Annotated in this window: 16 protein-coding genes and 1 pseudogene; 10 read left to right on the plus strand and 7 right to left on the minus strand. The window is 69.9% G+C overall.

Going from position 1 to position 20690, the window contains the following annotated elements:
- Positions 1 to 55: 55 nt before the first annotated feature.
- Positions 56 to 1063: a 1-aminocyclopropane-1-carboxylate deaminase gene (locus tag QNA08_RS10320; protein WP_283740613.1), complete on the plus strand. Its 1008-nt coding sequence runs from the start codon at positions 56 to 58 to the stop codon at positions 1061 to 1063.
- Positions 1064 to 1238: 175 nt separating this feature from the next.
- Here QNA08_RS10320 and metH read toward each other — a convergent pair whose 3' ends face one another.
- The 3 genes from metH to QNA08_RS10335 all read right to left on the minus strand — a co-directional run bounded on the left by metH (position 1239) and on the right by QNA08_RS10335 (position 6993).
- Positions 1239 to 4985 (minus strand): methionine synthase, encoded by a 3747-nt coding sequence (gene metH / locus QNA08_RS10325; protein ID WP_283740614.1) that lies wholly within the window; start codon positions 4983 to 4985, stop codon positions 1239 to 1241.
- A gap of 74 nt (positions 4986 to 5059) precedes the next feature.
- On the minus strand, positions 5060 to 5980 hold the full coding sequence (metF, locus tag QNA08_RS10330) for a methylenetetrahydrofolate reductase [NAD(P)H] (protein WP_283740615.1): 921 nt from the start codon (positions 5978 to 5980) through the stop codon (positions 5060 to 5062).
- Complete coding sequence (locus tag QNA08_RS10335) at positions 5980 to 6993, minus strand: ArsR/SmtB family transcription factor (protein WP_283740616.1); 1014 nt, start codon at positions 6991 to 6993, stop codon at positions 5980 to 5982. Before QNA08_RS10335 ends, metF begins: the two co-directional genes overlap by 1 nt.
- 536 nt (positions 6994 to 7529) lie before the next feature.
- Between QNA08_RS10335 and QNA08_RS10340 the strand changes: the two genes are divergently transcribed.
- A complete protein-coding gene (locus QNA08_RS10340) occupies positions 7530 to 9872 on the plus strand; it encodes a methyl-accepting chemotaxis protein (RefSeq protein ID WP_283740617.1) in 2343 nt (780 codons plus the stop codon).
- A 256-nt stretch (positions 9873 to 10128) separates the two neighbouring features.
- On the opposite strand, the gene QNA08_RS10345 is transcribed toward QNA08_RS10340, so the two are convergent.
- The gene (locus QNA08_RS10345; RefSeq protein ID WP_283740618.1) at positions 10129 to 10824 is read right to left on the minus strand and encodes a B3/B4 domain-containing protein; all 696 of its coding nucleotides are present in this window, start codon (positions 10822 to 10824) and stop codon (positions 10129 to 10131) included.
- 263 nt (positions 10825 to 11087) lie between these two features.
- Between QNA08_RS10345 and QNA08_RS10350 the strand changes: the two genes are divergently transcribed.
- From QNA08_RS10350 to QNA08_RS10365, 4 genes are all read left to right on the plus strand, one after another.
- Positions 11088 to 12347, plus strand: a complete 1260-nt coding sequence (locus QNA08_RS10350) for a dicarboxylate/amino acid:cation symporter (protein ID WP_283740619.1) — start codon at positions 11088 to 11090, stop codon at positions 12345 to 12347.
- Between the two features lie 123 nt (positions 12348 to 12470).
- A complete protein-coding gene (tsaA, locus tag QNA08_RS10355) occupies positions 12471 to 12971 on the plus strand; it encodes a tRNA (N6-threonylcarbamoyladenosine(37)-N6)-methyltransferase TrmO (protein ID WP_283740620.1) in 501 nt (166 codons plus the stop codon).
- Positions 12972 to 13003: 32 nt separating this feature from the next.
- Positions 13004 to 13996, plus strand: a complete 993-nt coding sequence (locus tag QNA08_RS10360; RefSeq protein WP_283740664.1) for a LacI family DNA-binding transcriptional regulator — start codon at positions 13004 to 13006, stop codon at positions 13994 to 13996.
- 243 nt (positions 13997 to 14239) lie between these two features.
- Entirely contained in the window at positions 14240 to 15826 is a 1587-nt protein-coding gene (locus QNA08_RS10365) for an alkaline phosphatase D family protein (RefSeq protein WP_283740621.1), read from the plus strand.
- A 101-nt stretch (positions 15827 to 15927) separates the two neighbouring features.
- Here the strand turns inward: QNA08_RS10365 and QNA08_RS10370 are convergent, their stop codons facing one another.
- Positions 15928 to 17403, minus strand: coding sequence for an AMP nucleosidase (locus QNA08_RS10370; RefSeq protein WP_283740622.1), 1476 nt, complete (start codon positions 17401 to 17403; stop codon positions 15928 to 15930).
- Between the two features lie 271 nt (positions 17404 to 17674).
- Between QNA08_RS10370 and opgC (QNA08_RS10375) the strand changes: the two genes are divergently transcribed.
- The 4 genes and pseudogenes from opgC (QNA08_RS10375) to QNA08_RS10390 all read left to right on the plus strand — a co-directional run bounded on the left by opgC (QNA08_RS10375) (position 17675) and on the right by QNA08_RS10390 (position 18997).
- Positions 17675 to 17938: an OpgC domain-containing protein gene (opgC, locus tag QNA08_RS10375; RefSeq protein ID WP_283740623.1), complete on the plus strand. Its 264-nt coding sequence runs from the start codon at positions 17675 to 17677 to the stop codon at positions 17936 to 17938.
- Positions 17926 to 18347: pseudogene (gene opgC, locus QNA08_RS10380) on the plus strand (OpgC domain-containing protein); the annotation flags it as partial. The gene opgC (QNA08_RS10375) and the pseudogene opgC (QNA08_RS10380), both read left to right, overlap by 13 nt.
- Positions 18348 to 18473: 126 nt before the next feature.
- Positions 18474 to 18866 (plus strand): SGNH/GDSL hydrolase family protein, encoded by a 393-nt coding sequence (locus QNA08_RS10385; protein WP_283740665.1) that lies wholly within the window; start codon positions 18474 to 18476, stop codon positions 18864 to 18866.
- Entirely contained in the window at positions 18863 to 18997 is a 135-nt protein-coding gene (locus tag QNA08_RS10390) for a hypothetical protein (RefSeq protein ID WP_283740624.1), read from the plus strand. Before QNA08_RS10385 ends, QNA08_RS10390 begins: the two co-directional genes overlap by 4 nt.
- A 9-nt stretch (positions 18998 to 19006) precedes the next feature.
- Here QNA08_RS10390 and QNA08_RS10395 read toward each other — a convergent pair whose 3' ends face one another.
- Both QNA08_RS10395 and tam read right to left on the minus strand, forming a co-directional pair.
- On the minus strand, positions 19007 to 19672 hold the full coding sequence (locus QNA08_RS10395) for a DUF1345 domain-containing protein (protein ID WP_283740625.1): 666 nt from the start codon (positions 19670 to 19672) through the stop codon (positions 19007 to 19009).
- A gap of 45 nt (positions 19673 to 19717) precedes the next feature.
- Positions 19718 to 20488 carry a trans-aconitate 2-methyltransferase gene (gene tam / locus QNA08_RS10400; RefSeq protein WP_283740666.1) on the minus strand — a complete coding sequence of 257 codons (771 nt, stop codon included), beginning with the start codon at positions 20486 to 20488 and terminating at the stop codon, positions 19718 to 19720.
- Positions 20489 to 20690: the final 202 nt, after the last annotated feature.

Below are 20690 nucleotides of genomic sequence, written 5' to 3' on the forward strand. Positions count from 1 at the left end.
CAAAACTCCTAGCATTCGCGGCGTCCCCATCGCCCGAGCGCAGGAGCGTCCTCCCATGAATCTCGACCGTTTCGAGCGCATTCCGCTCGCCTTCTATCCCTCGCCGATCCACCCCCTGAAGCGTCTCTCCGCCCATCTCGGCGGACCCGAGATCTGGGCGAAGCGCGACGACATCTGCGGCGGCCTCGCCTTCGGCGGCAACAAGATCCGCAAACTCGAATATCTCGTGCCCGACGCGCTCGCGAAGGGCTGCGACACCCTCGTCTCGATCGGCGGCGTGCAGTCGAACCACACGCGCCAGGTGGCGGCGGTGGCGGCCCATCTCGGGCTGAAATGCCGGCTCGTGCAGGAGAAATGGGTGGAGTGGCCGGACACGATCTACGACAAGGTCGGCAACCTCCTCCTCTCCCGCCTCATGGGCGCGGAAGCGCGCCAGGAGGGCGAGGGCTATTCCACCGCGATCAAGGACACCTGGGAGGGCGCGCTCGCCGAGGTCCGCGCCAGGGGCGGCAAGCCTTACGCCATTCCCGCCGGAGCCTCCGACCATCCGCTCGGCGGCCTGGGCTATGCCAATTTCGCCCGCGAGGTCGCGGCGCAGGAGCGGGAGCACGGCATCTTCTTCGACACGGTGGTGGTCGCCACCTGCACCGGCTCGACGCAGGCCGGCATGATCGTCGGCTTCCTCGGCCAGGACAGGCCGCGCCGCCTCATCGGCATCGACGTCGCCGCCGACGAGGCCATGACGCGCGCGGCCGTCACCAAGATCGCCCGGGCCACGGCCGAGCTCGTGGAACTGAAGACACCCGTACGGGACGAGGACGTGGTGATCGAGACCGGCCATGCCGGCCCGGCCTACGGCGCCCCTGGCAAGGACACGATCGAGGCGATCCGCCTCGCGGCCCGCCTCGAAGGCATGATCACGGACCCCGTATACGAGGGCAAATCCATGGCCGGCCTCATCGGCCTCGTCTCCTCCGGCGCGATCCCCGCCTCCTCCAAGGTGCTCTACGTCCACCTCGGCGGCGTGCCGGCCATCAACGCCTACGCCGGCGCCTTCAACTGAAGGATGCCGAAACGTCGGCCCGGGCCCAGAAGCGATGGCGGTGGAGAACGGGCCCGGGACCGTCGTGCCTTCCCGATCAACCACGTCGGTTCCGGTTCCCGGGCGCCTCGCTCGGTCCCGCCCGGGATGACCGCAGGGCTATTCTCGAAGGCGCCGTGTCGCTCTTCGCCCCGCCCTATTCCGCCGCCTCGCGGGCGTAAGCCCCAGGGTCGTAGTTGAGGATGGGGGCGAGCCAGCGCTCCACCTCCTCGATGCTCATGCCCTTGCGCAGGGCATAGTCCTCGACCTGGTCGCGCTCCACCTTGGCGACGCCGAAGTAGTGGGCATCCGGGTGCGAGAGATAGAGGCCCGAGACGGAGGAGCCCGGCCACATGGCGTAGCTCTCGGTGAGCTTCACGCCGATGCGCCGCTCCGCGTCGAGGAGGGCAAAGAGCGTCGCCTTCTCCGTGTGGTCGGGCTGTGCGGGATAGCCCGGCGCCGGGCGGATGCCGCGGTATTCCTCTCGGATGAGGGCCTCGTTGTCGAGGTCCTCGTCAGGGGCATAGGCCCAGAACTCCTTGCGCACACGCTCGTGCAGGCGCTCGGCAAAGGCCTCGGCGATGCGGTCGGCGAGCGCCTTGACCATGATCGAGGCATAGTCGTCGTTCGCCCGCTCGAAGCGGCGGGCGATGCGCTCCTCCTCCATGCCGGCCGTGACGACGAAGCCGCCGACATAGTCTGCCTTCGCCGACTCCGCCGGCGCGACGAAGTCGGCGAGCGCCATGTTCGGCTTGCCGTCGCGCTTGGTGAGCTGCTGGCGCAGGGTGAAGAAGGTGGCGAGTTCCTCGCCGCGGCTCTCGCCGGTGTAGAGGCGGATGTCGTCGCCGACCGCATTCGCCGGCCAGAAGCCGATGACAGCCTTGGGCGTGAACCAGCGCTCCTCGATGATGCGCCTGAGCATCGCCTGCGCGTCCTCGTAGAGCTGGCGGGCGGCCTCGCCCTGCGCCGCGTCCGCGAGCAGGGCCGGGAAGCGCCCCTTCAGCTCCCAGGTCTGGAAGAAGGGCGTCCAGTCGATGCGGCGCGCGATCTCCGCCACGTCGTAGGACCGGAAGACGCGCGTGCCGAGGAAGCTCGGCTTCGGCGGCACATAGGCCGCCCAGTCGGGCTTGAAGCGGTTGGCGCGCGCCCTGGTGAGGGGCAGGCGCTGCTTGTCGGCCTCGGCGCGGGCATGCGCATTCGCCACCTTGGCATATTCGGCACGCAGGGTATCGACGTAAGCCCCCTTCGTCTCCGGCGAGAGGAGGGAGGAGACGACGCCCACCGCCCGACTCGCATCCGTGACGTAGACGGTCTGGCCGCGCGAATAGTTCGGGTGGATCTTCACCGCCGTGTGCACGCGGCTCGTCGTCGCCCCGCCGATGAGGAGGGGGATGTCGAAGCCCTCGCGCTCCATCTCGGCCGCCACATGGCACATCTCGTCGAGGGAGGGCGTGATGAGGCCCGACAGGCCGACGATATCGACCTGCTTCTCCCGCGCCGTTTCCAGAATCCTGTGCGCCGGCACCATGACGCCGAGGTCGATAACCTCGTAGTTGTTGCACTGCAGCACGACGCCGACGATGTTCTTGCCGATGTCGTGCACATCGCCCTTCACCGTGGCCATCAGCACGCGTCCGGCGGCCGGGCGCTCCGTGAGGCCTTGCCGCTCCTTCTCCTCCTCCATGAAGGGCATGAGATAGGCGACCGCCTGCTTCATCACGCGCGCGGACTTCACCACCTGCGGCAGGAACATCTTGCCGGAACCGAACAGGTCGCCCACCACGTTCATGCCCGCCATCAGCGGGCCTTCGATGACGGCGAGCGGCCGCTCCGCCTTGCGGCGCGCCTCTTCCGTATCCTCCTCGATGAATTCGGTGATGCCGGCGACGAGGGCATGCTCGAGGCGCTTCTCAACCGGCCAGGCGCGCCAGGCAAGATCGGCCTCGCGCGCCTGCTTGCCCGCCCCCTTGAACTTCTCGGCGAGCGTCACGAGGCGCTCGGTCGCGTCCTTGCGGCGGTTGAGGACGACGTCCTCGCAGGCTTCGCGCAGTTCGGGGGCGATCTCGTCGTAGAGGGCGAGCTGGCCGGCGTTGACGATGCCCATGTCCATCCCCGCCTGGATGGCGTGGTAGAGGAAGACGGCGTGCATCGCCTCGCGCACGGGCTCGTTGCCGCGGAAGGAGAAGGAGAGGTTCGACACGCCGCCCGAGACGTGGGCGTAGGGCAGCGTGCGGCGGATCGTGCGCGTCGCCTCGATGAAATCGACGCCGTAGTTGTCGTGCTCCTCGATGCCGGTGGCAACCGCGAAGATATTCGGGTCGAAGATGATGTCCTCGGGCGGGAAGCCGACCTTCTCCGTCAGGATCCTGTAGGCGCGCGTGCAGATCTCGACCTTGCGCGCGAGCGTGTCGGCCTGGCCCTGCTCGTCGAAGGCCATGACGACGACGGCTGCGCCATAGGCACGCACGCGCCTCGCCTCGGCGATGAACTTCTCCTCGCCCTCCTTGAGCGAGATCGAGTTCACGATGGCCTTGCCCTGCAGGCATTTGAGCCCGGCCTCGATGACGTGGAACTTGGAGGAATCCACCATCACCGGCACGCGCGCGATGTCCGGCTCGGAGGCGACGAGGTTGAGGAACTCCGTCATCGCCTTCTCGGAATCGAGCAGGCCCTCGTCCATGTTGACGTCGATGACCTGCGCACCGTTCGCCACCTGGTCGCGCGCCACCTCGAGCGCGGCGGCGTAGTCGCCCGCCGTCACGAGCTTGCGGAACCTCGCCGAACCCGTGACGTTCGTGCGTTCGCCGACGTTGACAAAGGGAATGTCGGCGGTGAGTACGAAGGGCTCGAGGCCGGCAAGGCGCATGTGCCGCTCGACCGTGGGGATCGGCCGCGGCGTCTTGCCGGCCACCGCCTCGGCGATCGCCGCGATATGCGCAGGCGTCGAGCCGCAGCAGCCGCCGACGATGTTGACGAATCCCTCGTCGGCGAAGTCGGCGATCATCGTCGCCATCGCCTCCGGGCTCTCGTCGTAGAGGCCGAACTCGTTGGGCAGCCCCGCGTTCGGATAGGCGCAGACGAAGGTGTCGGCGACCTTCGAGATCTCCTGGATATGCGCGCGCATCTCGCGGGCGCCGAGCGCGCAGTTCAGCCCGATGGCGAAGGGCGCGGCATGGCGCACGGAATGCCAGAAGGCCGTCGGCGTCTGGCCCGACAGCGTGCGCCCGGACAGGTCCGTGATGGTGCCGGAGATCATGACGGGCAGCTCGACGCCGCACGCGTCGAACACCTCCCGCGCCGCCACGATGGCGGCCTTGGCATTGAGCGTGTCGAAGATCGTCTCGATCAGGATGATCTCCGCCCCGCCATCGACGAGGCCGCGGATCTGCTCGGCATAGGCCTCCCGCACCTCGTCGAAGGTCACGGCACGGTAGCCGGGGTTGTTCACGTCCGGGGAGATGGAGAGCGTGCGGTTCGTCGGGCCGATGGCGCCGGCGACGAAGCGACGCCGCCCGTCCTCCCTCTCGGCGAGGCGGGCGGCCTCGCGGGCGATGCGCGCGCCCTCGCGGTTCAGTTCGTAGACGACCGCCTCGAGCCCGTAGTCGGCCTGGGCGATGGAAGTGCCGGAGAAGGTGTTCGTCTCGACGATGTCGGCGCCGGCGCGGAAATAGGCGAGATGGATGTCGCGGATCGCCTCCGGCCTCGTCAGGATGAGCAGGTCGTTGTTGCCCTTGAGGTCGCGATCGAAGTCCCTGAAGCGCTCGCCACGGAAGTCCGCCTCCGTCAGCTTCAGGCGCTGGATCTCGGTGCCCATGGCCCCGTCGAGCACGAGGATGCGCTCGCAGGCGGCCTTCGTCAGGGCGGCGAGAACCTCGGCGCCGTCGGCAGGGCGAACATCAGCCATCTTGAGCGACCTTCATCCTCGTCACCGCCGGACAGGCGCCGGCATCTTCGATCATTGCCCCCGGACAGGGCGCACTACTCCGCCGCCACCGCCGCGCGCGCCGGCTCGGCCTGCGGGCGCAGGCCGAGCAGGTGGCAGACGGCATAGACGAGGTCGGCCCGGTTCATCGTGTAGAAATGCAGGTCGGTGACGCCGCGGTCGACGAGGTCGATGACCTGCTCGGCCGCCACCGCGGCGGCAATGAGGCGGCGCGTCTCGACATCCTCGTCGAGGCCCTCGAAGCGCGTCGCGAGCCAGGGGGGCACGCTCGCCCCGGCGCGCTTGGCGAAGCTCGCGGCCTGTTTGAAGTTCTGCACCGGCAGGATGCCCGGCACGATGGGGATGTCGATGCCCTTGGCACGCACGCGGTCGAGGTAACGGAAATAGAGGTCGTTGTCGAAGAAGAACTGGGTCATGGCGCGGGTCGCCCCGGCGTCGACCTTGCGCTTCAGCATCTCGATATCGGCTTCGACCGACGGGCTTTCGGGATGCTTCTCCGGATAGGCGGCGACCGACACCTCGAAATTGCCGATCGCCTTGATGCCGGCGACGAGATCGGGCGAGGAGGCGTAGCCGCCGGGATGCGGGATGTAGGCTGCGCCGAGGCCGTCTGCCGGGTCGCCGCGCAGGGCCACGATGTGGCGCACGCCCGCCGCCCAGTAGCCGCGCACCACCTCGTCCACCTCGGCGCGCGTCGCGGCGACGCAGGTCAGATGCGCCGCGGGCTTCAGCGCCGTCTCGTCGACGAGACGCTTGACCGTGGCGTGCGTGCGCTCGCGCGTCGAGCCGCCGGCGCCGTAGGTCACGGAGACGAAGGAGGGTGCGAGCGGCGCCAGCCGCTCGATGGAGGCCCACAGCGTCTTCTCCATCTCCTCCGTCTTCGGCGGAAAGAACTCGAAGGAGACGCGCACCGGCCGCGTGCTGTGACGGCTGGGGCGAAAGGCTGCGGTGGACATCAGGCGACCTCCCGGTGAGGCGAACGCACGGGAAGATCGGTGACGATCCGCCGGTCCTGCGCCAGCCACAACGATACGACGAGCCGGTTTTCGCCGCGCTCCGGCGGCGGCAATTCACGATGCGCGACGAGGTCGAGCCCGGCTTCCCCCAGCCAGGCGCCGAGCTGCTCGCGCGAGAAGCCGAGGCGGCGATGCGCATATTGATCGCGCAGGAACTCGAGGTCATGCGGCGCGAAATCGACGATGAGGATGCGTCCGCCGGGCGCAAGAACCGCCGCCGCCTCCCGCACCGCCCGCGCCGGATCGTCCAGATAGTGCAGTACCTGGTGCACCAGCACGAGGTCGAAGGCGTTGCGCTCCACCGGCAGGGCGTAGATGTCGCCCTGGCGCAGCTCGACGCTCGAAAGCCCCGCCCGCTCGAGATTGGCGCGCGCCACCGACAGCATGGCATGGTTGGCGTCCACCCCCACGGCGCGCGCAGCGCGCGGCGCAAGCAGCTGCAGCATCCGCCCCGTGCCCGTGCCGAGGTCGAGGAAGGCCCGCACGGGCTTGTCGCCCACGACGTCGCGGATGGCGGCTTCCACCGCCTCCTCCGACACGTGCAGCGACCGCACGCGGTCCCAGTCCGCTGCGAGCCGGGCGAAGAAGCTCTGCGCCGACTCGGCGCGGGCCTTGCGCACGGCCGCAAGCCGCGCCCGGTCGGCGGCGAGCTGCTCATCCCGCGCGTCGAGGCTGGCGATGAGGCTGCGCGTTGCCGCCGCGGCGGGGCTGCGGTCGGCAAGACGGAAGAAGGCCCAGGCGCCCTCGCGGTGCCGCTCGATCAGCCCGGCCTCCGCCAGGAGCTTCAGGTGGCGCGAGATGCGTGGCTGTGACTGGCCGAGGATGTCGGTGAGGTCGGACACGTTGAGCTCGCCCTCGGCGAGCAGCGCCAGGATGCGCAGGCGCGTCTCCTCCCCCGCCGCCTTGAGCGCGGTGAGGAGCACGGGCATCGGCAGCGGCACAGGGTCGGCCATCGACATTCTCTAAGATATATAAAGATATGTTTATATCAAAATCGCCATCGAGCCAAGCGGATAATGCCTGCCCCTGCCCCCCGCTGCCGCCTGCGGCAAGCACGGGTCATGCACAGGTCATGGGAGCGACTCCGTGTCGCGCGGGCTCTCCGACCTCGGCCGGAGGAAGCCGGAACGGCAAGCTGCCCTTCCCCGCCCCGGGGGCGACGAGCAGGACGAGCGCCTTCGGTCATGCCGGACGGCTGCCGCATGCAATCGCGCACGGGCATCACTCATGCGCGGCGAATTCGGGATGTTCCGGGCGCGCCCTGAATCAAGCAATACAGGCGCCGTGACTCGACAGAGTCGTCATGGAGCGGGTTTGTTAACTGTACTATATGACGAATGAATCTTCAGCAGTATATTTTGTTCCGGAAACATCCGAGCCGTGAGGCATATATTTGCGAAGTGCCCTCAGCATGGCAGGCATGTTCCCGCATTAACGCGAAGGAAACACCTCGACCGCATGAGAACGACAGCAGTCTTGAGGTCAGATTATGCGTGTCCGTGGTTTGTTCATCCTGTGCATGTCGGTCGCCGGAGCCCTGGCGGCCCTCGTCAGTTCCTTCGTCGCCTGGCAGGAGTGGCAGCGTTGGTCCGCCGCGGCCGAGGCGCGCGCCCTCGTCGAGACCCTGGGGCAGGTGGCACGCTTCAACGAGCGCCTGGCGCTCGAGCGCGGCAACTACAACCAGCTCCTGGTCACCGAGGCGCCGGCCGCCGGCCAGCCGCTCGAGACTGCCCTCGCCAGCCGCCGCAACACCGACGCCGTGGCCGACCGTCTCAAGGAGCTTGTGGCGGCGCTGCCGGGCGACGCGCGCAAGCGCATCGAACGCCCGGTGAGCGCCTCGCTCGCCGCGCTCGCGCAGACGCGGGCCGCCGTCGACCGCGGCATCGCCCGCGCCATGGGCGAGCGCGAGCCGGGCGCGGCCGCGCAGTACCAGCGCGCGGTCATGGACATCATCGCCACGGGCTCGCGCCTCCTCGGCGTCATCGAGGCCGAGATCGGCGCGCGCGACGCCGAAACCGCCAACACCACGCCCATCGTCGGCCTCGCCATGGACCTGCGCGACGTCGGCGGCAGCCGCTCGGCCTGGTTCTCGCAATATGTCGGCTCGGGCCAGCGCTTCAGCCCGGAGCTCGTCGTGCAGATCCACGAGATGACGGGGCGCATCACCCAGGCCTGGGATCGCCTGCAGCGCGTCGTCGGGCAGGCCGAGCGCGGCAGCCGGCTCGAGGCGGCCATGCGCGCGATGAAGGCCGCGTTCATCGACGAGGGCGGACGCAACTACGCCGCGGTCTTCGCCGCCGGCCGGGACGGCGCCGCGCCGCCGATGGGCCTTGCGGAATGGCGCAACTGGACGAGCGCCTCGCTGCAGACCATCATCGGCGTGCGCGACGCGGCCCTCGAGGATGCGTTGCAGACGGCCGACGCGACCATTGCCTCGGCCCGCCTGCGCGTTGTCTTCGCGGTCGCCCTGCTCGGCGTCATCGTCGCACTCATCGGCGGCTGCGCCGCCATGTTCTCGCGTCGCGTGGTCGAGCCGCTGGCGGCGCTCACGCAGGCGATCGAGCGCATCGCCGAGGGCAGGTACGAAACGCCCGTGCCCGGCGCCGAGCGCACCGACGAGATCGGCGCCATCGCCGGCGCGATCCGCGTGTTCAAGGACAATGCCTTGCGCATGAGGGAGCTCGAGGCGGAGGAGCGCGCCGCCGCGGCCGAACGCGTCGCCCGCGCCGAGGCTATGGCGGCCGTGGTCGGCGAGGTCGGCAAGGTGGTTGCGGCCGCCGCCGACGGCGACTTCAGCGCCCGCGTCTCGGTGACGGACGCCGAGGCCGACCTGCGGAAGCTCGTCGAGGGCATCAACGCCATCAACGCCGTGGTCGACCGCGCCACCGTCGAGTTCGCCGCCGTCCTGGGTGCCGTCGCCCGGGGCGACCTGACGCAGGCGGTCGCGACCGACTACCGCGGCCGTTTCGGCGAGCTCAAGGCGGCCGTCAACGAAACCATCCACCGCCTGGCGGAGACGGTCGTCACCATCCAGACGACCGCCGCCGAGGTGACGACCGCGGCGAAGGAAATCAATAGCGGCGCCGACGACCTCTCCCGCCGCACCGAGGATCAGGCCTCGTCGCTCGAGGAGACGGCGGCGACAACCGAGGAGCTCGCCGCCTCCGTCAAGGCGAGCGCCCATTCTTCACGCGACGCGGTCGCCCTGGCGCAGGAGGCGATGCAGGTCGCCGAGGCGGGCGGCAGCATCGTGCAGGACGTCGTCGACGCCATGACCCGCATCGAGCGTGCCTCCGCGAAGATCTCCGAGATCACCTCGGTCATCGACGAGATCGCCTTCCAGACGAACCTGCTCGCCCTCAATGCCGCGGTCGAGGCGGCCCGGGCCGGCGAACAGGGCAAGGGCTTCGCCGTCGTCGCCTCCGAGGTGCGCACCCTCGCCCAACGCTCCGGCGACGCCGCCAAGGACATCACCGGCCTCATCGCCTCGAGCGCGGCCGAGGTGGAGCAGGGCGTCAAGCTCGTGCGCTCGGCGGGCGAGGCGCTGGTGCGCATCGTCGGCGCCTCGCAGAAGGTCTCCGAGACGGTCACCGAGATTTCGACGGCCGCCCAGGAGCAGGCGAACGGCATCGACGAGATGAGCCAGGCCGTGGCGCACATGGATGAGATGACGCAGCAGAATGCGGCCCTCGCCGAGCAGAGCGCGGCCGCCGCCGCCATGCTCGCGAGCCAGATCCAGCGCCTCAACGACCTCGTCGCGACCTTCCGGACGCGGCGCGAGGCCGGAACGGCGGCGCGACAGGCGGGCGAACCCCGGCGGCAGGCGGCCTGAGACCTGGCGGATCGCCGCGCAGCAGCCGGAGCGCGCGGCGACGCCGCCCGTAGGCCTCAAAACCCCTCCCTGTCATCCGGCAGGCGGCGCAGCCGCCATCCGGGAGCCGGAACGGATGCGGGTATCGCGAGGCTGCGGCGCCGGGCGCCGCCCCCGGTCGATATCGTCCGGCTCCCGGGCCCACGCCTGCGGCGGCCCCGGGATTGCAGTGGTGGTTCCCGCGCGTTCCCCGGAGAAGGCCGTTGCGGCGGCGCGATCACAGGCTGACTGTCGGTTTCGCCGCATCCGCCACCGTGACGCGGCAGCGGCCGCCGGCGTGGGCGATGACGAGGGCGACGAGATCGCCCACCGCAGCGTCGAGGTCGCCCCAGCCGTTCGCCTGCATGGTGACGACGGCACGCGTCGTACGCGGCTCGATGCCGGTGCGCGCGTCCTGCCGCCAGTTCCAGCGGCGGCAGAGCACGTGGCGGCTGTCGGCATAGACCACCTCGCCCTCCTTGGGCGGGTCCTCTGCCGCCTCCGCGCCCATGTCAACGAAGCTGTCACCCGGGCGCGAGAAGCGGAAGGCGAGTGGAGGAGCGACCTTGTCGAGGTCGTCGGCGCCGCAACAGAAGACATGGGCGAGCGAGACCGCGTTGTAGAGGTCCACCAGCGTGTTGACGACCGGCAGGCGCTCCCCGGCGAGCACCCGCTTCACCAGCCGCTCGACGGCCGAGCGGTAGCTCGTCTTCCTGATGCCGAATCCCTTGTAGGCCTCACGCCAGGCCGCGATCCCCGGGATCGTCGAGAGTTCCATCCCTTGCCAGCGTCGCCGGCAGGCCGCCTCCCGCTCCTCGATCACCGCATCGAGCGCCGGCGGGCGCGCGCCCGAGAGCGTCAGGCCCTCGGCCACGACGACAGCGACGCGGAAGGCGGGAAAGCGCGGAACGATCTCGGCGATCGAAAGCTGCATGGGCGAGCATCCTGGGTGGCGGGCCGCACCGTGCGAGGAATGCACCTCTTGCAGATGCCAGCCCGTGCGATCGTGCGTGGCTGTCCGGCCGCCCGGCGGCGGCGCTGCCCGAGGCCGGACCCCGGCGCAGGACGACAGACTGCCCCCTCGGCTCAGCCTGTGCCATGCGCTCAGCACAAAGGCGCCCTGCATCGCCACGCGTTGTGGGGTGCCGCGCGGGGGGCGATATTTTACATCAGAATTCGCACTGAAAGACAAATCACATGATTGCATCGTGGTTCGAGCGCCCGCTGTGGCAGCGCGTGGCGGCGGGCTTCCTCCTCGGCATCGTCGCCGGCGTGCTCGCCGGCGACAAGGCAGCCGTATGGTTCAAGCCCCTCGGCGACATCTACCTCAATCTCGTGCGCATGGTCGTGGTGCCGCTGGTGTTCTTCTCCATCGCGGCGAGCGTGGCCAAGCTCGCCGACGCCGGCAATGTCGCCCGCCTCGGCGCCCGCACCCTCTTCTGGTTCGTCGCCACCTCGGCGCTCGCCGTCCTCGTCGGCATCGCCTTCGGCCATCTGATCAACCCCGGCGCCGGCCTGTCGAACCTGCCGCTCGGCGAGGTGAAGCCGCGCACGATCCCCACCCCGGTGGAGGTGCTCATCGGCATCGTGCCGACCAACCCGGTCAAGGCGATGGCCGACACCAACGTGCTGCAGGTCCTGTTCTTCGCCGGCCTCGTCGGCGCGGCGCTCGTCTCGCTCGGCGAGCGCACGGCGCGCCTGCGCGGGCTCGTCGAGGAAGGCGCCGCCCTCACCTTCCGCATCACCCGATGGGTGCTGCAGCTCACCCCCATCGGCACCTTCGGCCTCATCGCCTGGGTCGTCGGCCGCTACGGCCTCTCCTCGCTCGCGCCGCTCGCCAAGTTCATCCTGGCGATGTATCTCGCCTGCCTCTTCCACATGGCGGTCGTCTACGGCGGCCTCATCAAGCTGCACGGCCTCAAGGTCTCGCGCTTCTTCCGCGGCGCCTTCCCGGCGCAGCAGATGGCCTTCGCCACCTCCTCGAGCCTCGCGACGCTGCCCATGACACTGCGCGCGGCGGTCGAGCGCCTCGGCGTGCCGCCGAGCTATGCGAGCTTTGCCGTGCCCCTCGGCGCCAACGTCAAGATGGACGGCTGCGGCGCCATCTACCCGGCCATCGCCTCGATCTTCATCGCCCAGTACTTCGGCCTGGAGCTGAGCCTCACGCAATATGTCCTCATCGGCCTCACCGCCGTGCTCGGGTCGCTCGGAACGGCCGGCGTGCCCGGCACGTCGATCGTCATGCTGACGCTGACGCTCAACACGGCCGGCCTGCCGCTCGAGGGCATCGGCTACATCATCGCCATCGACCGCGTCGTGGACATGATGCGCACGGCCACCAACGTCACGGGGCAGCTCCTCGTGCCCGTCCTCGTCGCCAAGGAGGAAGGCATCCTCGACGAGGCCGTCTACGGTGGGACAGCGCAAGCCGAACCCGCCCTCGTCGCCGCCGAGTGACGGCGCCCCCCTTCCGGGACCAGGCCGGAGCAGGGCCGCTGTAATCCTGCGCCTCCCTTCTTGATCGGAGGGAGGCTCCTGTCGTTATGGTCTAGGCCGACGGGCTGACGGGAGGCCAGAGCCATGAGCGACGACACGTCCGGCATCCGCGAAGGCGAGGTGGCGACGTCACTGCCGGCCGCCTTCGACGCGGGGCTCCATTTCATCGGGCGCATCCACACGCCCTGGACGAGGCGCGCCGACTGCCCCAGGAACGCGCGCGAGTCGGACGCGCTCTGCACCATCGAGGTTTCGCCCGCCTTCGCCGAGGGCCTCGCGGACATCGAGGGCTGCAGCCACCTGTGGGTGCTCTACTGGATGGACAAGGCCCGCCGCGACCTCGTGCGGCAGCGGCCACGCCACTACGACGAGACGCACGGCACCTTCGCCCTGCGCTCGCCGGCGCGGCCGAACCCCATCGCCCTTTCCTGCGTCGAGCTCGTCGCCGTCGACGGCAACCGGCTGACCGTGCGCGGGCTCGACTGCCTCGACGGCACGCCGCTCCTTGACCTGAAACCCTATTTCGCCTCCACCGACGCCCGCCCCGAAGCGGTCGTCGCCTGGCACGCGGCGCGGCGCGGCTGAGGAGGGGAGCAGCGCCGATGCGCAGGGATGCCATCACCTCGGGCTTCGTCACCTCGGCCGATGTCGCGCGGCTCGCCGGCGTCTCCCGCTCCGCCGTGTCACGCACCTTCACGCCCGGCGCCAGCGTCTCGGCCGAGGTGCGTGCCCGCGTGCTCGCAGCGGCCGATGCGCTCGGCTACAGGGTCAACCGGCTGGCCCAGGGCCTCATCAGCAGCCGTTCCAACCTTGTCGGTGTGGTCGGCGCACGCCTCGCCCAGCCCTTCCAGGCCATGCAGCTTGCGCTTCTCAGCAGCGCCCTCATGGCGCGCGGCCTGCAATGCCTGCTCCTCAACGCCGACGATGCCGACCAGAGCATCACGCCGCTCATCGAGCGCATGCTCGAGTTCCGCGCGCGCGCCATCGTCATCATGTCGGGCAGCCCGCCGACGGCGATCGTGGAGGAATGCGTGCGCAACGGCGTGCGCGTCGTGCTCGTCTACAAGCCGGTCGAGGGCGTGGCCGCCGACACGATCCTCTGCGACGACGAGGGCGGCGCTCGCGCCGCCGCCGACCTGCTTCTCGCCTCCGGCTGCCGGTCGCTCGCGGTCGTCAGCAGCGGCGGGCAGACGCCGAGCCTTGCCCGCCGCATCGCCTTCTTCCGCGAGCGCCTCGCCGGGCACGACCTCAGCCCCCTCGTCTGGGCCGAGGGGCCGACGAGCTACGAGACGGGCGCCGCCGCGGCGCAAGCCCTCGTGCCGCAGGGCGTCGACGGCGTCTTCTGCGTCACCGATCTCATTGCCCTCGGCTTCATGGACCGGGCGCGCCACGGTCTTGGCCGGCGCATCCCGCAGGACCTCTGCGTCGTCGGCTTCGACGACATCCCGCAGGCCGGCTGGGCGGCCTACGGCCTCACCACCCTGCGGCAGGACCTGCCGGCCGTAACCCGTCACGTCGTCGCCGCCATCGAACGCGAAGCGCCCCCTCCGGCGGAAGCCGTCACCGTACCCGTCACGCTCGTCAGGCGCGGCAGCACGCGCGCCGACTGAGGGCGGGAACCGCCGCACCCGCAGCAAGGACAGCTCAAGCATTTCATCGGCGACGCAGATGGAACGCACATTCCATCTTGCTGCTGATGCACGCGTGTGCAATGCTTCATGCGGCCTGCCGGCTGACGTCGCTCCGGGGCGACGCGGATGTGCGGGCTCGACAGGCGCGCCAGACGCCGAAGGGGAAACGCAGCCGGGTCAATGCGCCGCCGGCGGCAGCCGGATCGGCCGCGGGAGGGGAGTATGCGCCGTTTCGACGTCGATCAGTTCGTCACCATCGGCCGCCGTCGTTTCCTGAAGGGGCTCGCTTCGTCGGCCCTCTTGTTCTCCAGTGGCGCCATCACCTCCAGCGTATGGGCGAACCCCGCGTTCTTCGCCTATCCCTTCCGCCTCGGCGTCGCCTCCGGCGATCCGGCGCACGACAGCGTCGTGCTCTGGACGCGGCTCGCGCCCGATCCGTTCAACGGCGGCGGCATGCCCATGAAGGGGGTGGAGGTCGGCTGGGAGATCGCCGGCGACGAGAAGATGCGCAACGTCCTGCAGAAGGGCAAGGCGCTCGCCCGTCCCGAGCTCGGTCATGCCGTCCATGTCGAGGTCGGCGGGCTCGAGCCGGCGCGGGAATATTTCTACCGCTTCACGGTGGGGGACGAGCGCAGCCCCGTCGGCCGCACCAAGACCTTGCCCGCGCCCGGCGCCCCGGTCGCCGAGATCCGCTTCGCCGCCGCCGGCTGCCAGCGCTACGAGGACGGCTACTTCACCGCCTACCGCCACATGGCGAGGGAACGGCTCGACTTCGTCTTCCACTACGGCGACTACATCTACGAGTATCGCCACTTCGTGCCGGGCGAGCGCGACATCGCCCGCACGATGCCGGTGGCGCTCGACAAGCCCTACACGCTCACCGACTACCGGAACCGCTATGCGGTCTACAAGGCCGATCTCGACCTCCAGGCCGCGCACGCCTCCGCGCCCTTCATCGTCACCTTCGACGACCACAACGTCGAGAACAACTTCGCTGGCGATATGGACGAGAACGGCACGCCGCCGGAGATCTTCCTCCTGCGCCGCGCCGCGGCATTCCAAGCCTACTACGAACACATGCCCCTGCGTCGTTCCGCCCTGCCGCGGGGCGCCGACATCCTCGCCCATCGCCGGTTCGCGCTCGGCGGCCTTGCCGACCTGCACGTGCTCGACACGCGCCAGTACCGCTCGGACCAGGCCTGCGGCGACAGCGTCAAGCCCGTGTGCAAGGAGGTGTTCGACACGAGCCGCACCATGCTCGGCGAGGCGCAGGAGCGCTGGCTTGCGGATGGTCTCGCCGCCTCGAAGGCGACGTGGAACGTCCTCGCCCAGCAGGTCATCATGATGCGCAACGACCGCGACCCGCGCCCGGAAGCCCAGGCCTTCCACATGGACAAGTGGGACGGCTACGTCGCAGCCCGTGGCCGGCTGCTCAAGACGCTCGACGACACCCGCGCCGCAAACCCCATCGTGCTGACGGGCGACATCCACAACAACTGGGCGGGAGAACTGAAGGCGGACTTCGACGACATGAAGTCGAAAACCCTCGGCATCGAGTTCGTGGCGACCTCGATCAGTTCGGGCGGCGACGGCTTCGACATCGACGCGACCTACACCGCCCTCCTTGAGCAGAACCCCCAGGCCAAGTTCTTCAACAACCAGCGCGGCTACCTGCGCCATGTGGTGACGCCAAGGCGCTGGCAGGCGGACTATCAGGTGCTGGAAACGGTGCGCACACCCGGCCAGCCGATCAGGACGCGCAAATCGCTCGTCGTCGAGGCCGGTATGCCGCGGATTGTCGACGCCTGAGCCGTTCGCCTGCCCAGGCGCGCCAGCCATCCGGCCGGCCCTCCCGGCGCCGGCCGCATCCTGGCCCCGCGACGATCGTCGCGGGGCCTTTTTTGGCCTCTTCAGCGGAAGACCGGCTCGTCGAAGCTGCGCAGCTTGCGCGAATGCAGCGACTCCCGCTGGCTGCGCAGGAGGTCGAGCGCCGCCAGCGCGATGCGCAGATGCTCGCCCACGGCCCGCTCGTAGAAGGCGTTGGCCGCGCCCGGCAGCTTGATCTCGCCGTGCAGCGGCTTGTCGGAGACGCACAGCAGCGTGCCGTAGGGCACGCGCAGGCGATAGCCCTGCGCCGCGATGGTGCCCGATTCCATATCCACCGCGATGGCCCGCGACAGGTTGATGCGCCGCCGCTCCTGTGACCAGCGGAGCTCCCAGTTGCGATCGTCGTTGGTCATGACGGTGCCGGTGCGCAGGCGCCGTTTCAGCGCCTCGCCCCGGTCGCCCGTAACGAGCGCCGCCGCCTCCTGCAGCGCCACCTGCACCTCGGCCAGCGCCGGGATGGGAATGTCCGGCGGCACGGCGTCGTCGAGGATGCCGTCCTGGCGCAGATAGGCATGGGCGAGCACGTAGTCGCCGATCGTCTGCGACTGCCGGAGGCCGCCGCAATGGCCGATCATGAGCCAGCAGTGCGGCCGCAGCACCGCGAGATGGTCGGTGATGTTCTTGGCGTTGGCCGGCCCGACGCCGATGTTGACGAGGGTAACGCCGTGCCCGTCCTTCGCGACGAGGTGGTAGGCCGGCATCTGGAAGCGATGCCAGGCGACCGCGGTGGCGCGCGCGATGGCCTCGGTTTCGGGCAGGTCGCGCTCGATCACCGCGTTGCCCGGCAGGACGAGGCGCACGAAGCGCCCGTCCTCCCGCAACTGCGCGAGGCCCCAGCGCACGAACTGGTCGACGTAGCGATGGTAGTTCGTGAGCAGGATCCAGGGCTGCACAGCGCGCCAGTCGGTGCCCGTGTAGTGCATGAGCCGCTTCAGCGAGAAGTCGACGCGCACGGCGTCGAAAAGGGCGAGCGGGCGCGGCCTGTCGGGCGGCTGCTCCCACAGGCCGTCGGCGATCTCGTCACCCACCGCGGCAAGGAGCGGCACGGGGAAGAAGCGCGCGAGCTCGGCCGCCGTCACGCCGCTGCCGGCGAGCTCGTCGCCACGCTCGACGACGTAGGGGTAGGGAATGTCCTGCGCGCTCGTGCCGACGGCGAGCGTCGCGCCATAGTCGGCGATGAGGTGGCGCAGCTGCTCCAGGAGATAGGGCCGGAAGGCCTGCGGCTGCGTGATCGTCGTCGCATAGACGCCGGGCCCCTGGAACTTGGCATAGGCGCGCGCCGACACCGGCATCACACCCTCCGGCCGGTAGGTCACGCGCAGCTCCGGATAGCGGAACAGCGCGCGCTCCGCCGGCGTCGGCGGCGTCCTGTCGGAAAGATAGCGTTCGAGCGCGTCGCGCAGAGCGGCGGTGGCGGAGGCGTGGAGTGCGGTCAGCCGGTCGACCGCTTCGTCGGGTGTCGAGACGTCGATGAATTCGGAACTCTTTTCGAGGCGCACGTTCGTATCCTTCTTTTCGCCCCGCTTCCCGCGTCGCAGGGGCGACGGCGGGGAAACGTGGTCCAGCTTGGCGAAAGGCGTGTGACCCGTAAAGTGGGCCGACACGGGTGCAGCGAACCGTGAATGCACACCGCGCCGGAACGCTCGAAGCCCTGCGCCCATCTGGCCTCTGCCGCCGCGCGCCCGCCCGGCCCCCAGGGGTTGGGGAAGCCCCGCCGATCTCCTGCCCCGATTACGGCGTTACCTCGTCGTGCACTCACCGGGGACGGGCATGCGCAATGACGGGCGCGTCGAGACCAAGGACTTCTGGCGGGGGCCGATCCTCGCCATCATCTTCGTCAACCACGTGCCGGGCAACCTCCTCGAGCACGCGACCCCGCGCAACTTCGGCTTTTCCGATCCGGCGGAAGCCTTCGTCTTCCTGTCCGGCCTCGCCGTTTCCTACGCCTATCATCCGCGCCTCCCGAGGGGGAGGCCGGCATCGCGGCCAAAGCCCGGCGGCGCGCCGGCGTGCTCTCTGCCGTGCATCTCCTGATCACCTTCGCCGCGCTCGCACTCCATGCCAACGGCTTCGTCGTCAGCGGCAAGGATGCCTTCATCGACGATCACGGCCGCGGCCTCGTGTTCGACGATCCGGCGCACGGCATTCCGGCACTCCTCATGCGCATGCACCGGATCGGCTACTTCAACATCCTGCCGCTCCATGTGGTGCTCATGCTTGCGGCGCCGGTCATGCTGGAGGCCGTGCGCATCGGTCCACTGCGCGCGCTCGCATTCTCCTTCATCATTATGTGGCGGCGCGGGTCTTCGGTGTCACCCTGCCGGCCTGGCCGCGGGAGAAGGCCTGGTTCTTCAATCCCTGCATCTGGCAGTTCATCTTCATGCTGGGGATCGCGGCCGGCGTGTTCCGGGGCAGGAAGCCCCTGCCGCTCTCGCCCGTGCTGCTCGCGAGCGTGCTCGCCTTTCTCCTCGCCTCGCTCGTCGTGTCTCACGCTTCCCGCTCCCTCGTGCCGGACGGAAGCGCAACCCCCTCCTTCCCGGGCGAACCCTCGTCACAAACACCCTTGCCCATGGTGTCCCGGCCGCCGGGCTCCTCGACGACGGCGGGCGTGGGCGCCTGCTCCCCAGAGGCCGCCTATCCCGCCCGGCTTGCTGAGGAGATCGAGACGCGCCTGCCCACGATCGACGTCGACATCGGGGCCTCGTGCGTCGGCGGCGAAACGGCCGCACAGACGCTCGAGCGGCTGGAGAGGGAGGTGGCGCGGCTGAAGCCCGATCTCGTCGTCTGGCAGGTGGGCACCAACGACGCCCTCGCCGACGTGGGCGAGGACGTCTTCCGCACCCTCGTCGAACGGGGGATCGCCGCGGCCACCGCCCACGGGGCCGACCTCGTGCTGCTCGACCAGCAGTTCTACCCCACGATCCGCAGGAATGGCCTCTTCGAGCGCACGGCTTCCACATGAGCGACCGCGGCCACGCCTGCATGGCGCGCCGCCTCGCCAACGGGATCATCCGCGCCGCCCGCCGCGGCGAGATGGAGGCGAAGGTCCCCTCGCGCCGCGAGGCGGCCGGGCCCGTCTCCGCCGGCCTTTGAACGCGCGCCCTACGGCCCGCCCGACATCAGGCTCGCCGCCACGTTGATGCCGAGCGCAAGCATCGTGGTGTTGAAGAGAAACGACAGGATGGTGTGCCCGAGAACCACGCGCCGGATGGCGCGCGAGGTGATGACGACATCCGAAGTCTGGGCGGCCGCGCCGAGATTGAACGAGAAATCGAGAAAGTCCCAATAGTCGGCCTCGTGCTGTCCCCTGGGAAAGGCGAGGCCGCCGCGCTGGCCGTCCGCGCCTTCGCCGTAATATTCGTGGGCGTAGTGCAGCGCGAAGGTCGTGTGCAGCAAGAACCACGAACACAGCACCGTCACCACCGCGAGGGCGAGGCGAAAGGCCCGCCCGCCTGCATCGGCGGCGGCAAGCCCGCTCAGCTCGAGCACGATCGCGCCGAGGCTCGCGCCCGCGGCGAGGCAGGTGAGCAAGAGCACGACGGCGGCGCCGTCGTCCTCCCGCGCCGCGCGCCTTCGCATGGCATGGATGTCGGAGCGCACGGCGAGGACGGCGACGAGCCCGAGATAGACGGCGGCACCGGCATCCCACGCGACGAGAAGGCGGCTCGCCATGGTCCAGGAGGCCGGTAGCGCCAACGCGAGGCCGACCGTGACGCCGAGCGCCACCAAGGTCCGCGGCCGCGCCTTGAGCTGATCGACGAAGCGCATCGTACTCCCCCCGCCGGCCTCGCGCGGCATTCCCTTGGCGCCACCTCAGCGCACGGCGACGATGAAGAGCCGCGGGAAGCGCAGGAGCACGCGCCCGTCCGCACGCGGCCCGTAAGCCTGCCGCAGGCGCCCCTCGTATGCGGCGAGGAAGGCCGCGCGCTCGCCCTCGTCGAGCGGCGCAAGATAGGGGCGCAGCCCCGTGCCCTTCACCCATTCGACAATGGCGCCGACGCCCTCGAGGGCGTGGTTGTAGACGGTGAGCCAGATATCCACGCGCCGGCACAGCGGCGCGAGCAGGTCGTAATAGGCCTCGATGCCCGGTAGCCGCGCGCGGTCCACCGGCCGCGCGGCGAAGCGCGCCGCCCATGGCCCCGCCCCGGCCGTCTCGCGCATGGCGACATGCGTCGGCTCGTCGAGATTGTCCGGCATCTGCACGGCGAGCGCACCGCCGGGCGCGAGCATGCCGACGAGCCGCGGCAGGAGCGCCCTGTGGTCCGGCAGCCATTGCAGCACGGCATTGGCAAAGAGGAGATCGACCGGCGCCTCGGCCTGCCAGGCGGCGAGGTCGGCCTCGACGAAGGCGACCGAGGGCAGGCGCCTGCGCGCGGCGGCCAGCATGTCCGGGGCGTTGTCCAGACCGACGACCTGCGCGTCCGCGAAGCGCGCAGCAAGGAGCTCGGTGGAATTGCCCGGGCCGCAGCCGAGGTCGACGACGCTTCGCGCCGTCGCGAGCGGCACGCCCGCCAGGAGGTCGCGCGCCGGGCGCGTGCGCTCGTCCTCGAACCGCAGGTAAAGCCGTGCGTTCCAGTCGGTCATGCGCAGTCTCCCTGACTGGACCTTCGCCCGTCGCCCCGAGGCGGGAGCCCGTTCATCCGTCGAGATCGAGGCGGTGGAGCGGCAGCATGCCGCCACTCCACCACGTCGGAGGGCACCTCGCCCGCGCGCCGAGCCGTTCCTAGACGGCGCGGCGAAGAAATCGGAGCGATGGCGAGCGCCGAAAAGCCCCGCTTGGGCGAAA

The organism is Chelatococcus albus (genome assembly GCF_030067675.1).
In the GTDB taxonomy this organism is placed as follows: Bacteria; Pseudomonadota; Alphaproteobacteria; order Rhizobiales; family Beijerinckiaceae; genus Chelatococcus_A; species Chelatococcus_A albus.

What these genes read in the sequence shown, in the direction of transcription:
- metF (WP_283740615.1), bottom strand. Translation starts at nt 5,980, where the DNA reads ATGTCCACCGCAGCCTTTCGCCCCAGCCGTCACAGCACGCGGCCGGTG.
- opgC (WP_283740623.1), top strand. Translation starts at nt 17,675, where the DNA reads ATGCGCAATGACGGGCGCGTCGAGACCAAGGACTTCTGGCGGGGGCCG.
- QNA08_RS10320 (WP_283740613.1), top strand. Translation starts at nt 56, where the DNA reads ATGAATCTCGACCGTTTCGAGCGCATTCCGCTCGCCTTCTATCCCTCG.
- QNA08_RS10390 (WP_283740624.1), top strand. Translation starts at nt 18,863, where the DNA reads ATGAGCGACCGCGGCCACGCCTGCATGGCGCGCCGCCTCGCCAACGGG.
- QNA08_RS10340 (WP_283740617.1), top strand. Translation starts at nt 7,530, where the DNA reads ATGCGTGTCCGTGGTTTGTTCATCCTGTGCATGTCGGTCGCCGGAGCC.
- QNA08_RS10365 (WP_283740621.1), top strand. Translation starts at nt 14,240, where the DNA reads ATGCGCCGTTTCGACGTCGATCAGTTCGTCACCATCGGCCGCCGTCGT.
- QNA08_RS10395 (WP_283740625.1), bottom strand. Translation starts at nt 19,672, where the DNA reads ATGCGCTTCGTCGATCAGCTCAAGGCGCGGCCGCGGACCTTGGTGGCG.
- QNA08_RS10350 (WP_283740619.1), top strand. Translation starts at nt 11,088, where the DNA reads ATGATTGCATCGTGGTTCGAGCGCCCGCTGTGGCAGCGCGTGGCGGCG.
- QNA08_RS10385 (WP_283740665.1), top strand. Translation starts at nt 18,474, where the DNA reads ATGGTGTCCCGGCCGCCGGGCTCCTCGACGACGGCGGGCGTGGGCGCC.
- QNA08_RS10335 (WP_283740616.1), bottom strand. Translation starts at nt 6,993, where the DNA reads ATGGCCGACCCTGTGCCGCTGCCGATGCCCGTGCTCCTCACCGCGCTC.
- QNA08_RS10345 (WP_283740618.1), bottom strand. Translation starts at nt 10,824, where the DNA reads ATGCAGCTTTCGATCGCCGAGATCGTTCCGCGCTTTCCCGCCTTCCGC.
- tsaA (WP_283740620.1), top strand. Translation starts at nt 12,471, where the DNA reads ATGAGCGACGACACGTCCGGCATCCGCGAAGGCGAGGTGGCGACGTCA.
- metH (WP_283740614.1), bottom strand. Translation starts at nt 4,985, where the DNA reads ATGGCTGATGTTCGCCCTGCCGACGGCGCCGAGGTTCTCGCCGCCCTG.
- tam (WP_283740666.1), bottom strand. Translation starts at nt 20,488, where the DNA reads ATGACCGACTGGAACGCACGGCTTTACCTGCGGTTCGAGGACGAGCGC.